The sequence below is a fragment of the Herbidospora mongoliensis genome (assembly GCF_001570545.1).
In the GTDB taxonomy this organism is placed as follows: Bacteria; Actinomycetota; Actinomycetes; order Streptosporangiales; family Streptosporangiaceae; genus Herbidospora; species Herbidospora mongoliensis.
Genome location: NZ_BBXD01000018.1, coordinates 1 through 15,188 on the forward strand (window position 1 = coordinate 1; position 15,188 = coordinate 15,188).

The 15,188-nt window shown below is 71.6% G+C and carries 3 protein-coding genes; all 3 read left to right on the forward strand.

The features are described 5' to 3' along the window. The coding region (locus AW272_RS26355; RefSeq protein WP_157518796.1) for a type I polyketide synthase at positions 1 to 1,218 on the forward strand (1,218 nt) is incomplete at its 5' end. Positions 1,219 to 1,270: 52 nt separating this feature from the next. After that, a complete protein-coding gene (locus tag AW272_RS26360) occupies positions 1,271 to 11,218 on the forward strand; it encodes a type I polyketide synthase (RefSeq protein ID WP_066370502.1) in 9,948 nt (3,315 codons plus the stop codon). Positions 11,219 to 11,240: 22 nt separating this feature from the next. Beyond that, a partial coding sequence (locus AW272_RS43920; RefSeq protein WP_176579837.1) for a type I polyketide synthase occupies positions 11,241 to 15,188 on the forward strand: 3,948 nt, incomplete at its 3' end.

A 15,188-nucleotide genomic window follows, 5' to 3' on the forward strand; every position in this document is an offset into this window, starting at 1 on the left:
GGTGTGGTGCTGGCCCGTCATCTGGTGGTCGAGCACGGTGTTCGTGAGCTGGTCCTGCTGAGCCGTCGTGGCGGTGAGGCTCCGGGGGTGCGTGAGCTTGAGTCGGAGCTGACCGAGCTGGGCGCGGTCGTTTCCCTGGTCGGGTGTGACGCCGCCGACCGTGAGGCCCTGGCGGCGGTTCTGGCCGAACATCCGGTGACGGCGGTCGTTCATGCCGCGGGCGTCCTGGACGACGGTTCGATCTCCTCCCTCACCTCGGAGCGGCTGGCGGCCGTCATGCGTCCCAAGGTCCAGGCGGCCTGGAATCTGCACGAGCTGACCCGTGATCGTGATCTGACGGCGTTCGTGCTGTATTCGTCGGTCGCCGGTGTGCTGGGTACGGCGGGGCAGGGGAACTACGCGGCGGGTAACACCTACCTGGACGCGCTGGCCCAGCATCGGCGTGCGCTGGGACTGCCCGCGATCTCGCTGGCCTGGGGCCTGTGGGACGAGGCCGGCGGGATGACCGGCGCCATGTCGGAGGTCGACCGGCGGCGGCTCGCCCGTAGCGGCATGGTCCCGTTGACCGTCGAGGACGCCATGCGCGCCTTCGACCTCGCGACCTCCACCACCGAACCCGCCCTGACGGTCACCCGATGGGACGCGGCGGCGCTGCGTGCCACCGGCGACGCCCTGCCGTCCGTACTGCGCGGCCTGATCCGGCCCGCACCGGTGGCAGCCGGGACGCCCGCGGTCCAGCGGTTCGCCGCGCTCACCGGCGCGGAACGCACCCGAGCCCTGATCGACCTGGTGCGCACCGGGGTCGCCGAGGTCCTCGGACACCCCGACCCCAAGTCCATCACCGCTGACGGGGCCTTCACGGACCTGGGATTCGACTCCCTCACCGCCGTGGAACTCCGCAACCGCCTCGCCGCCGCGACCGGACTTCGGCTGCCCGCCACCCTGCTCTTCGACCATCCGACGCCGGGTGCGCTGGCCGCCAACCTGGACGACTCGCTGGCAGCCGACTCCCCGACGTCCCCGGCACGCGTCATCGCCGAGCTGGACCGGCTGACCGAGGCCATCACCGCCGCGGCGGCCGGCGACGGCCGCGACACCATCGCCGCGCGTCTGCGCACCCTCCTCGACCTGGCGAACCACCAGACCGAAGAGGTCACCGACGACCTCGACGCCGCCAGCGACGGAGAACTGTTCGCCCTCGTGGACGGACTCGACTGAGCGACCGCTTGGACACCTGGCCGCTCACCGCCCTCTACTCGAAGGAGTTCAGATGTCTGATGAAGCCAAGCTCAGGGAGTACCTCAAGCGGGCCATCGCCGACAGCCGCGAGGTCCGCAGACGCCTTCGCGACCTGGAGGACAAGGCCCGCGAACCCATCGCGGTCGTCGGGATGGCGTGCCGCTATCCAGGTGGGGTTTCCTCCCCCGAGGACCTGTGGGACGTGGTCGCGGACGGCCGGGACGCCGTCTCGGGCTTCCCCGCCGACCGCGGCTGGGACCTGGACGGCCTCTTCGACCCGGACCCGGAGCGTCGGGGGACGTCCTACGTCCGGGAAGGCGGCTTCCTTGAGAGAGCCGCCGAGTTCGACGCCGCGTTCTTCGGGATCTCCCCGCGTGAGGCGCTGGCGATGGATCCGCAGCAGCGGTTGCTGCTGGAGACGGCATGGGAGGCGTTCGAGCGGGCCGGGATCGACCCGCTGTCGGTACGGGGAACGCGGACCGGGGTGTTCGCCGGCGTCATGTACGGCGATTACGCCACCAGCGTGACCGGAGTGCCGGGGGACCTGGAGGGGCTGCTGGCGAGCGGCAGCGCGAGGAGCGTGGCCTCGGGCCGGGTGTCGTACACGTTCGGGCTGGAAGGGCCCGCCGTAACGGTCGACACGGCCTGTTCGTCGTCTTTGGTGGCGCTGCACCTGGCCGCCAGTTCGCTGCGGCAGGGCGAGTCGGATATGGCGTTGGCCGGTGGGGTGACGGTCATGGCCACACCGACAGCGTTCGTGGAGTTCTCCCGGCAGCGGGGATTGTCGGCCGACGGCCGGTGCCGTCCGTTCGCCGCGGGGGCTGATGGCACCGGCTGGGCTGAGGGTGTCGGGCTGCTGGTGTTGGAGCGGTTGTCGGATGCGCGGCGGAATGGTCATCGTGTGCTGGCGGTGTTGCGAGGCAGTGCGGTCAATCAGGATGGTGCGTCGAATGGGTTGACGGCTCCGAATGGTCCGTCGCAGCAGCGGGTGATCAGGCAGGCGCTGGCCAATGCCGGGCTGGCTCCTTCTGATGTGGACGCGGTCGAAGCGCATGGCACCGGCACCAAGCTGGGTGACCCGATCGAGGCGCAGGCGTTGATCGCCACGTATGGGCAGGATCGTCCGGCGGATCGACCGTTGTGGCTGGGGTCGCTGAAGTCGAACATCGGGCACACCCAGGCCGCCGCCGGTGTGGGCGGCGTGATCAAGATGATCGAGGCGATCCGGCACGGCATCCTGCCCAAGTCGCTGCACATCGACGAGCCCAGCCCGCTCGTCGACTGGTCGGCGGGGTCGGTGGAGCTGCTGACCGAGAACCGGGCCTGGCCTGAAGGGGTTCGTCGGGCGGGAGTGTCGTCGTTCGGGATCAGCGGCACCAACGCTCACATGATCATCGAGCAGGCGCCCGCCCAGGAGGAGACGCCGCCGACCGACGGCATCTCTCTGCCCACTACACCGTGGCTGCTGTCGGCGAAGTCCCCGGAGGCGCTCCGTGCCCTTGCCACCGACATCATCAAGACCGAAGAACGGCCACTCGATGTCGGCTTCTCGCTGGTGACCGGACGCAGCTCGCTGGAATACCGGATGGAGGCGACCGAGGGCGAGATCGTCCGAGCGGCATCGGACCCCACGGTCGGGTGGGTTTTCTCTGGTCAGGGTGCTCAGCGGGTGGGCATGGGAGCGGGCCTTGCCCGGGTGTTTCCCGTGTTCGCTGAGGTGTTCAAGCAAGTGTGCGGTCGATTCGACGGCCTCACTGAAGTGATCGCTTCGGGTGAGGGCTTGGAGCGGACGGGTTGGGCTCAGCCGGGATTGTTCGCGGTCGAGGTGGCGCTGGCCCGGTTGCTGGAGTCGTGGGGTGTGCGGCCGGATGTGGTGGTCGGTCATTCGATCGGTGAGGTCGCTGCCGCGCACGTCGCTGGGGTGCTGTCGCTGTCTGATGCGGTTCGCCTGGTGGAGGCGCGTGGTCGGCTGATGCAGGCGCTGCCGGAGGGTGGGGCGATGTGGGCGCTGCAAGCCTCCGAAGAGGAAGTCGTCCCGCATCTGTTCGGGCGGGTGGTGATCGCGGCGGTCAACGGTCCGCGTTCGGTGGTGATCTCCGGGCCGGAGGGCGAGGTCGAGCAGATCGCCGCCGGGTGGAGAGGACGGCGCCTGACGGTGTCGCACGCTTTCCACTCACCGCTGATGGAGCCGATGCTGGAGGAGTTCCGCCAGGTCGTGGAAGGGCTGCAGTTCGGCGAGCCTTCTGTCGCGGCGGTGTCCACCGTGACGGGTCAACGGGTTGATCAGGACTGGTCTACTCCGGGTTATTGGGTGGATCAGGTCCGCCGGCCGGTCCGGTTCGCTGAGGCGATCACCGCCGCCGACGCCGGGTTGTGGCTGGAGGTCGGCCCCGACGCGGCTTTGACCCCGCTGCTCGGCGACATCGCCCCGGACGCCTTCGCCGCCGCCACGTTGCGCAGGAACCAGGACGAAGCCGAGGCCCTGATCAGCGCGCTGGCCCACCTCCATCTCCACGGAGCCACCACCGACTGGACCGCCTTCTACGCCGGCACCGGAGCACAGCAGGTCGACCTGCCCACCTACCCCTTCCAACGACAGCACCACTGGATCACGTCCACCGGGACCCCCGGCGATGCCGTCGGTCTCGGCCTCGACGGTGCGGGGCACGCGCTGCTGGGCGCGGTGGTGGACGTCGCGGAAGGCGGGTCGGTGGTACTGACCGGCCGCCTGTCGCTGACCGCGCACTCCTGGCTGGCCGACCACTCGGTCCTCGGCGCGACGCTGGTGCCGGGCACGGTCTTCGTCGACCTGGCATTGCGGGCCGGGCAGCTGGTCGGCTGCGAACGCGTCGAGGAACTGATGCTCGAAGCGCCTCTGGTGCTCTCCGAGCGCGGAGGTTTCCGGCTCCAGGTCGTCATCGAGCAGAGCACCGCCGAAGGCCGGCGTTCCGTCTCGGTGTTCTCCCGGCCGGACGGGGACGAGCAGCCGTGGACCCGCCACGCCACCGGCTTCCTCACCCCCGAGCACGACGTCCGGGCGGAGAGCCTGCCGGTATGGCCGCCGACCGGCGCCGCCAAAGTGGACCTGGAGACCTTCCACGAGCACCTGAGCGATCTCGGCTACGGGTACGGCCCCGCGTTTCTCGGGATCAGGCGTGCCTGGCAGGGCGATGGTGCGGTCTTCGCCGAGGTCGGCCTGCCTGCGGAGGCGGGCGAGGCGGCGCGCTTCACGCTCCATCCGGCGCTGCTCGACGCCGCCGTACGGACGGCCCTCGTCGAAGGCGGTGACCGGCTCGTGGTCCCCTTCGTCTGGAACGACGTCCGGGTCACGAAGCCGGAGGCCTCGGTGCTGCGGGTCCGGCTCGCCTGGTCGGGCGACGACACCCTCACCCTCCTGGCGACGGACGAGCTGAACGCTCCCGTGGCGTCCGGCTCCCTGACGCTCCGCCCGCTGACGAGGGAGAGCCTGCGCCAGGCCGGGGCGCCCGCCGACGGCCTGCACACCCTTACCTGGACGGCCCGGCCACTCGATGCCGTTGCTCCGGGGCCGCTACCGCCGCTGGACATCATGCACGTGCCGGCGGGCGATGCCGTACGAACGGCCACCGCCGTTCTGGAGCGGATCCAGGCACAGTCGGCCCGCACCGCACCGCTGGTCGTGGTGACACGGCGCGCGGTCGGTGTGGCAGACGAGGAGCTGCCGGGGCTGAGCACGGCCGGTGCGTGGGGGCTGGTGCGTTCGGCGCAGTCCGAGAACCCCGGCCGGTTCGTTCTGGTGGACGCAGACGAGGACCTGCCGGACGAGTCGCTGGCGCGGGCCGTGGCCTCGAACGAACCCCAGATCGCCTTCCGCGCCGGGGAGGCGTTCGTCCCCGGACTGACCCGGGTGACCGCCGCCGAGTCCTCACCCGCCTGGGATCGAGGTCCGGTGTTGATCACTGGTGGTACGGGTGGTCTGGGTGTGGTGCTGGCCCGTCATCTGGTGGTCGAGCACGGTGTTCGTGAGCTGGTCCTGCTGAGCCGTCGTGGCGGTGAGGCTCCGGGGGTGCGTGAGCTTGAGTCGGAGCTGACCGAGCTGGGCGCGGTCGTTTCCCTGGTCGGGTGTGACGCCGCCGACCGTGAGGCCCTGGCGGCGGTTCTGGCCGAACATCGGGTGACCGCTGTCGTCCACGCCGCGGGCGTCCTGGACGACGGTTCGATCTCCTCCCTCACCTCGGAGCGGCTGGCCGCCGTCATGCGTCCCAAGGTCCAGGCGGCCTGGAATCTGCACGAGCTGACCCGTGATCGTGATCTGACGGCGTTCGTGCTGTATTCGTCGGTCGCCGGTGTGCTGGGTACGGCGGGGCAGGGGAACTACGCGGCGGGTAACACCTACCTGGACGCGCTGGCGCAGCATCGGCGTGCGCTGGGACTGCCCGCGATCTCGCTGGCCTGGGGCCTGTGGGACGAGGCCGGCGGCATGGCCGAGTCCCTCTCCGCCGCCGACCGCGAACGGATCGCCCGCAGCGGCCTGGTCCCTCTCGGCACGGACGAGGCGCTCGCCCTGTTCGACGTCGCGCAGAGCCTGACCCACGCCACGGCCACCCTCACCCGCTGGGACCTCCCCGCGCTCCGGGCCCTCGGCGACCGGCTGCCGCCGGTGCTGCGCCCCCTCGTCCCCGTACGGAGAACAGGAGCCGGACATCGCCCCGATGCCTTCGCGGGGCTCAATGACAGCGAGCGCCGCGCCGCGCTGGTGGATCTGGTGCGTGCGCACGTCGCCGGTGTGCTCGGGCATGCGGATTCGGCCGGTGTCGCCGTGGATCGGGCGTTCCAGGATTTGGGGTTCGACTCGCTCACCGCGGTGGAGTTGCGCAACCGGCTCACTGCGGCGACCGGGCTGCGCCTCCCCACCACCCTGGTCTTCGACCACCCTTCGCCGGCTGCTCTGGCCGACCACCTCGCGGCCGAACTGACGGGCGCGGCGAAGGACACCACCGAGACCGCCGCCGCCGTAGCCGACTCCGACCCCATTGCGGTGGTGGGGATGGCCTGTCGCTATCCCGGTGGGGTGTCCTCACCCGAGGAACTGTGGGACGTGGTGGCGAGCGGCCGCGACGTGGTCTCCGCGTTCCCCTCGGACCGGGGCTGGGACATCGACGGGCTCTACGACCCGGACCCCGAGCGGCGGGGCAGGAGCTACGTGCGGGAGGGCGGTTTCCTGCACGACGCGGCCGAGTTCGACGCCGCGTTCTTCGGGATCTCCCCGCGTGAGGCGCTGGCGATGGATCCGCAGCAGCGGTTGCTGCTGGAGACCGCGTGGGAGGCGTTCGAGCGGGCCGGGATCGACCCGCTGTCAGTACGGGGAACGCGGACCGGAGTATTCGCCGGCGTCATGTACGGCGATTACGCCACCAGCGTGACCGGAGTGCCGGGGGACCTGGAGGGATTGCTGGCGAGCGGCAGCGCGGGGAGCGTGGCGTCGGGCCGGGTGTCGTACACATTCGGGCTCGAAGGACCAGCGGTGACGGTCGACACCGCCTGTTCGTCGTCACTGGTCGCGCTGCACCTGGCCGCCAGCTCACTGCGTCAGGGCGAATCCACCCTGGCGTTGGCCGGTGGCGTGACGGTCATGGCCACACCGACGGCGTTCGTGGAGTTCTCCCGTCAACGCGGGCTGGCCCCGGACGGACGCAGCAAGGCGTTCGCTGCCGGGGCTGACGGCACCGGCTGGGCTGAGGGTGTCGGCCTGCTGGTGCTGGAACGCCTGTCGGACGCGGAACGCAACGGCCACCGCGTGCTGGCGGTGTTGCGAGGCAGTGCGGTCAATCAGGACGGTGCCTCCAATGGGTTGACGGCTCCGAACGGTCCGTCGCAGCAGCGGGTGATCAGGCAGGCGCTGGCCAATGCCGGGCTGGCTCCTTCTGATGTGGATGCGGTCGAAGCGCATGGCACTGGTACGAGGTTGGGTGATCCGATCGAGGCGCAGGCGTTGATCGCCACGTATGGGCAGGATCGTCCGGCGGATCGACCGTTGTGGCTGGGGTCGCTGAAGTCGAACATCGGGCACACTCAGGCCGCCGCTGGTGTGGGCGGTGTGATCAAGATGATCGAGGCGATCCGGCACGGCATCCTGCCCAAGTCGCTGCACATCGACGAGCCCAGCCCGCATGTGGATTGGTCGGCGGGGTCGGTGGAGCTGCTGACCGAGGCGCGCTCCTGGCCTGAAGGGGTCCGCCGGGCGGGAGTGTCCTCGTTCGGGATCAGCGGCACCAACGCCCACGTCATCATCGAACAGGCCCCCGGCCCCGACGCGGAGCCTTCGATCGACGATGTCTCGCTGCCCACGGTTCCGTGGCTGCTGTCGGCGAAGTCCTCCGAGGCGCTCCGTGCCCTTGCCGTGGACGTGGTGAAGGCCGCCGAGGAGCGGTCATTCGATCGGGTCGATGTCGGCTTCTCCCTGGCGACCGGACGCAGCTCGCTGGAATACCGGATGGAGGCGACCGAGGGCGAGATCGTCCGAGCGGCATCGGACCCCACGGTCGGGTGGGCTTTCTCTGGTCAGGGCGCTCAACGGGTGGGCATGGGAGCGGGCCTTGCCCGGGTGTTTCCCGTGTTCGCTGAGGTGTTCAAGCAAGTGTGCGGTCGATTCGACGGCCTCACTGAAGTGATCGCTTCGGGTGAGGGCTTGGAGCGGACCGGTTGGGCTCAGCCCGGCCTGTTCGCGATCGAGGTCGCCCTCGCCCGGCTACTGGAGTCGTGGGGTGTGCGCCCGGATGTGGTGGTCGGTCATTCGATCGGTGAGGTCGCTGCCGCGCACATCGCCGGGGTGCTGTCGCTGTCTGATGCGGTTCGCCTGGTGGAGGCGCGCGGCCGCCTGATGCAGGCCCTGCCGGAGGGCGGGGCGATGTGGGCCCTCCAAGCCTCCGAAGAGGAAGTCGTCCCGCATCTGTTCGGGCAGGTGGTGATCGCCGCGGTCAACGGTCCGCGTTCGGTGGTGATCTCCGGACCCGAAAAGGACGTCGAGCAGATCGCCGCCGGGTGGAGAGGCCGACGGTTGTCGGTGTCGCACGCTTTCCATTCGCCGTTGATGGAGCCGATGCTGGAGGAGTTCCGCCAGGTCGTGGAAGGGCTGAAGTTCGGCGAGCCCTCTGTCGTGGCGGTGTCCACCGTGACGGGTCGGCGCGTTGATCAGGACTGGTCGACCCCCGGCTATTGGGTGGATCAGGTCCGCCGGCCGGTCCGGTTCGCTGACGCGATCACTGCCGCCGACGCCGGGTTGTGGCTGGAGGTCGGCCCCGACGCGGCTTTGACCCCGCTGCTCGGCGACATCGCCCCGGACGCCTTCGCCGCCGCCACGTTGCGCAGGAACCAGGACGAAGCCGAGGCCCTGATCAGCGCGCTGGCCCACCTCCACCTCCACGGAGCCACCACCGACTGGACCGCCTTCTACGCCGGCACCGGAGCACAGCAGGTCGACCTGCCCACCTACCCCTTCCAACGACAGCACCACTGGCTGACGGCCGCCACGTCCGTGGGTGACGCCGCCGTACATCCCCTGCTGGGCGCGGCGCTGGAGGTCGCGGGAAGCGGAGCGGTCGTGCTGACCGGGCTGCTCTCCGCCCGCACCGCCCCTTGGCTGGCCGACCACGACATCGTTCCCACCTCCGTGTTCGTCGAGATGGCACTGCAAGCGAGTGAGCACGTCGGCGGGGCCGGCGTCGCCGAGCTCACGATCACCGCCCCCCTGGTCCTGCCCGCCAAGGATGCCGTATCGGTCCAGGTCGTCACCGGTGAGCCCGGCGGCGACAACGGTCTCCGGTCCGTCACCATCCACACCCGGAGCGACCTCGGCGCAGACTGGACACTGAACGCCGAAGGGCGGATCGCGATCGAAGGTCCGGTACGGCCCACCACCGCCGCACAGGTCGACGCCGTGGTCGAGACCCCTTACGAGACTGCCGGGTTTGCCCTGCATCCCGCCCTGCTCGACGCCGCGGTCAGCGTCGCCACCGGCGCGACAGGTCTGCTCCCGACCCGGTGGGAAGGCGTTTACCCGCACACCACCGGCGGGACCGGCGTCGGCGTCACCTCGGTGCCCGTCGCCGAACGGACCTTCGCGCTGGAACTCTCCGACCCGTCGGGCCGGCCCGTGCTCTCGATCGGCGCCGTCACCCTCGACGAGGCGCCCGCGCTCGTCCGCGCCGCGGCAAGGCCGGAACGGACCCTGTTCCACGTCGAATGGCAGCCGGTGCCGACCGGCAGGACGCCGACGGGGACGATCCGCTGGGGTGACCTCGGCGACCCGGAAGCGGACGCGGTCCTGCTCGACTGGACGCCACCGCCGAGCGGGGACGTCCCCTCCTCGGTACGCACCGGGGTCCAGCAGCTCCTCGACATCGTGCGCGACCACGTCACCGACCAGCGGTTCGACGGCACGTCGCTGGTCGTGGCCACCCGGGGCGGCGTCGCCGTCGACGACCTGGAGGCCCCGCGCCTGGCCGCGGCCGCGGCGTGGGGACTGCTGCGTACCGCCCAGACCGAGTTTCCCGGCCGCATCGTCCTGCTCGACACCGACGAACAACCCGGAACGGAACTCGCCGCCGCCGCGCTCGCCTCCGGGGAACCCCAGGTCGCGGTACGCCGGAACGTCATGGTCGCCCCCCGCCTGGCCCGCACCGAGACCGCCGCCGCCCGACCCGCCCCCGACTGGGGCACCGTCCTCATCGCCGGCGGCACCGGCGCGCTCGGCGGCCTGGTGGCCCGGCACCTCGTCGCGGAGCACGGCGTCCGAAGGTTGGTCCTGCTCAGCAGGCGCGGTCCCGAAGCGCCGGACGCGCCGCGCCTGCGAGGCGAGCTCACCGCGGCCGGCGCGGACGTGACGGTCGTCGCCTGCGACGCGGCCGACCGTACCGCCCTGGCCGCCGTCCTCGCCGAGCACCCCGCGGACTCCGTGGTGCACGCCGCGGGCGAACTGGACAATGCGATGATCCCCGGCCTCACGCCCGCGCATTTCGACACGGTTCTGCGGACCCGGGTGGACGCGGCGTGGCATCTCCACGAACTCACCCGTGACCGCGACCTCACTGCGTTCGTGCTCTTCTCCTCCGTGGCGGGCCTGCTCGGCAGCGCCGGCCAGGGCAACTACGCCGCCGGCACCGCGGTCCTCGACGCACTGGCCACCTACCGGGCCTCGATGGGACTACCCGCCACGTCGATCGCCTGGGGAATCTGGGCCGGGGCGGGCGGGGTCGACAAGGACATGACGGCCGCCGACCTGCACCGCTACGGCAGGGACGGGGCCCGGCCCATCCCGGTATACGACGGCCTGGCCGCGTTCGACCTGGCGGTCCGGCTGCCCGTCCCCGCGCTCGCCGCGACACCCCTCGACGTGGCGGTGGTACGGGCCGGCGGGCGGGTCGCACCGCTCCTCCGCGGGCTCGTCCGGCTGCCGGGCACGTCCGCGACCGTGGACACCGCCCCGATTCCTCTCGCCGCACGCCTGGCGGGAGTCCCCGAAGCCGAACGCGCCAAAGCCGTGCTCGACGTCGTCCGCGGCGAGGTCGCGGCGGTGCTCGGGCACGGCGGCGCCGACCAGATCCAGCCCGACCAGGCCTTCCAGGACCTCGGGTTCGACTCGCTCACCGCCATGGAACTACGCAACCGGCTCTCCGCGCACACTGGCGAACGGCTGCCCGCCGCCGTGGCGTTCGACCACCCCACCCCCACCGCCTTGGCCGACCACCTGCTGGCCAGACTCGCCCCCGCGAGCGGGGCCAGGCTCGTGCTCGACGAACTCGACCGTCTCCAGGACGCGTTGACGGCCGTCACCGGCGACGACCCGGACCGCGAAGCGGTCACCGCGCGGCTGCGCACCATGCTCGGCCGGTTGACACCGGCGCCCGGCGACGACGAGGACCTGAACGACCGGATCGAGTCCGCCTCCACCGACGAGATCTTCGACCTCATCGACAACGAGCTCGGCCGCGCGGCCAGCTGACCCTCCAGGAGAAGCGACCATCATGGCGAACGAGGAAAAGCTGGCCGAATACCTCAAATGGACCACGGCCGAGTTGCAGCGGACCCGGAAGCTGCTCGCCGCGGCGGAGGCGGAACGCGACGAGCCGATCGCGATCGTCGGCATGGCGTGCCGCTACCCGGGCGACGTGTCCTCCCCGGCGGACCTGTGGCGTCTCGTCGCCGAGGGGCGCGACGGGATCAGCGAGTTCCCCGCCGACCGGGGGTGGGACATCGACGGGCTCTACGACCCGGAACCGGGAACGCCCGGCAGGACGTACACGCGGGAAGGCGGTTTCGTCTCGGGCGCGACGGAATTCGACGCCGGGTTCTTCGGGATCTCCCCCCGGGAGGCCCAGGCGATGGACCCGCAGCACCGGCTGCTGCTGGAAACCTCCTGGCACGCCTTCGAACACTTCGGCATCGACCCCGCACTGCTGCGCGGCACCCCCACCGGGGTCTTCGTCGGCGTGGCCGGGCAGACCTACATCGGCCTCGACGGCCCACGAGAACTGGAGGGCTACCTGACGACCGGCCGGCTCGGCAGTGTCGCCTCCGGCCGGATCTCCTACTTCTTCGGACTGGAGGGCCCGGCCGTCACCATCGACACCGCCTGCTCCTCCTCCCTGGTCGCCTTGCACCTCGCCGCCCAGTCGCTGCGGAACGGCGAGTCGACGCTGGCCCTGGCCGGCGGCTCGTCGGTCGCCGGAGCCCCCGGTGGGTTCGTGGACTTCGCCCGGCAGCGTGGCCTCGCCGCCAACGGCAGGTGCAAGTCGTTCTCCGCCGCGGCCGATGGGACGGCCTGGGCCGAAGGCGTCGGACTGCTGGTCCTGGAGCGGCTGTCGGACGCCCGGAACCACGGGCACCGGGTGCTGGCCGTGGTGCGCGGAAGCGCGGTCAACCAGGACGGCGCCTCCAACGGGCTGACCGCCCCCCACGGACCCTCCCAGGAACGAGTGATCCGCGACGCCCTGGCGGACGCCGGACTGACCACGTCCGAAGTGGACGCGGTCGAAGCACACGGCACCGGCACCAGGCTGGGCGACCCGATCGAGGCGCAGGCGCTCATCTCCACATACGGGCAGGGCCGGCCCGAAGGGCGTCCGCTGTGGCTGGGGTCGCTGAAGTCCAACATCGGGCACACGGTCGCGGCCGCCGGCGTCGGCGGCGTGATCAAGATGGTCGAGGCGATCCGGCACGGCGTGCTGCCCCGCACCCTGCACGTGGAGGAGCCCACCCCGTTCGTGAACTGGGACGAGGGCGCGGTCGAACTGCTGACCGAGGCCCGGGCCTGGCCCGAGACGGGACGACCGCGCCGCGCGGGGATCTCGTCGTTCGGCGTGTCCGGCACCAACGCCCACGTGATCATCGAGCAGGCTCCCGAGCCGGACGAGCCCCCGTCCGACCCCGCCGACGGTACGGGCCGGGCGGTGCCGCTGGTGTTGAGCGCGGCCGATGAAGGGGCGTTGCGGGAACTGGCGGATCACCTCGCTGACCTGCTGGCGGACGGGGACGTGCGCGAGCTGGACGCGGGCTGGTCGCTGGCGGTGGGCCGCGGGTCGCTGGCCCGCCGCGCGGTGGTGATCGGCCACGACCGCCAGGAACTCATCGACGGGCTGGCGGCGGTCGAAGCCGGTCCGGTCGCGATCGACCGGGGAGACGTGGTGATGGTGTTCCCCGGTCAAGGGTCCCAGTGGGCGGGGATGGCCACCCACCTGCTGGATCACTCGCCGGTGTTCGCCGCGCGGATCACCGAATGCGCGGCCGCCCTGGAACCCCACGTCGACTGGTCGCTGACCGAGGTGCTCGGCGGCCCCGACGAGGGGTGGCTGGAGCGGGTCGACGTCATCCAGCCCGTCCTGTGGGCGGTGATGGTGTCCCTGGCGCGCCTCTGGTACTCGTTCGGGGTGGAGCCCACCGCGGTGGTGGGCCACTCGCAGGGAGAGATCGCCGCGGCGGTGGTCGCGGGCGCGCTGTCCCTGGAGGACGGTGCGAAGGTCGTCGCGCTGCGGTCGAAGGCGATCCGGGCGCTGGCCGGGCAGGGCGCGATGATCTCCGTGGCGCTGCCCGCCGACCAGGTCGAGGCGCGTCTGGAGGCGTGGTCCGGCCGGTTGTCGGTGGCGGTCGTCAACGGCCCCACCGCCACCGTGGTGGCCGGAGAGGTGGCCGCTGCCCAGGAGTTCCAGGACACCTGCAAGGCCGAGGGGATCCGGGTCCGCCGGGTCCCGGTGGACTACGCCTCGCACTCGATCCAGGTCGAACAGATCCAGGGAGAGCTGTCGCGACTGCTGGAGGGGATCACCCCCCGTGCCGGGGAGGTGCCGTTCTTCTCCACGGTGACCGGCGACTGGCTCGACACCTCCCAGATGGGCGCCGGGTACTGGTATCGCAACCTGCGCAAGCCGGTCCAGTTCGCGCACGCGGTCGAGACCCTGGCGAGCAAGGGATTCGGCTACTTCGTCGAATGCAGCGCCCATCCGGTGCTGACGACGGCGATCCAGGAGGTCGCCGAGGACGCTGCGGTCGCCGGCACGCTGCGCCGGAACGACGGGGGAGTGGACCGGTTCCTGGCCTCCCTGGCCGAGCTGCATGTCCAGGGCCTGCCGGTCGACTGGACCCAGGCGTTCACCGGCACCGCCCCGCGCCGGTGCGACCTGCCGCCCTACCCTTTCCAGCGCCGCCGCCACTGGATCGACCCCGAGGCCACGGACGCCGGAACGGGCACGACCGGGCATCCGCTGCTCGGCACCGCCGTCCACGTCGCCTCCCACAACGAGGTGCTGTTCACCGGCAGGCTCTCGCTCCGTACCCACCGCTGGCTCGCCGACCACACCATCGGCGGCGTGGTCACGGTGCCGCCTTCGGCGTTCGTGGAGATCGCGTTGCGCGCCGGCGACGAGGTGGGCTGCTCTGGCATCGACGAGCTCTCCGTCACCACACCGCTGACGCTGCCCGCCCAGGGCGAGGCGCTGCTCCAGACCGCCGTCGGAGCGCCCGACCCCCATGGCCGCCGGCCGATCACCGTCCACTCCCGCCCCCACCCCGACGTCGCCTGGACCCTGCACGCCCAGGGGTTGCTGAGCCTGCGCGTCCCAGCGGCGGGCCCCGCCGTACGCCCATGGCCGCCGGAAGGAGCCGACGCGCTGGACGTGACGACCGTACGGGAGCGGATCGCCGCGCACGGGATCGGGTACGGCCCGGCGTTCGGCGGCCTGACCGGCGTGTGGCGTCGCGGCGCCGAACTGTTCGCCGAGGTGAATTTGCCCGAGGGCGGCGCCGACGACGCGTACGTCCTGCACCCGGCACTCCTGGACACCGCGCTGCACGCCGTCGCCCTGGCGGACGCCGTCCCCGCGCACGCCACCGCGGACTGGTCGCGGGTGCACGTCGCGGCGGTGGGCGCCACGGCGCTGCGCGTGCACCTGACGCCCGGCGGGAACGGCGGATGGGCGGTACGGCTCGCCGACCGCGCCGGCGAACCCGTCGCGGCCTTCGGCGTCCGGGGCCGCTCCCACGACAGGACCAACGGCCAGGTGCACGACGCGCTGTTCACCGTCGACTGGCGGCCGGTCCTGTCCGCCGGGACCGAAAGGCCACTCCGCTGGACCTCACCGGAGAAGGCCCCAGTGGAGCGCCCCGACGCCGCACTGCTGCGCTGGCGGCCGTCCGGCACGGTCCGCGACAGCGTCCACTGGACGCTGGGAATGGTCCGGGACTGGCTGGCCGACGACCGGCTCGCCGACATCCCCCTCGTCGTCCTGACCCGGGGCGCGGTCGCCGTCCGCGACGGGGAGTCGCCCGACCTCGCGGCGGCCGCCGCTTGGGGGCTGCTGCGCTCGGCGCAGTCGGAGGCGCCCGGCCGCGTCGTCCTGCTTGACACCGACACCGACACCGACACCGACACCGACACCGACACCGACACCGACACCGACACCGACACCGACACCGACACC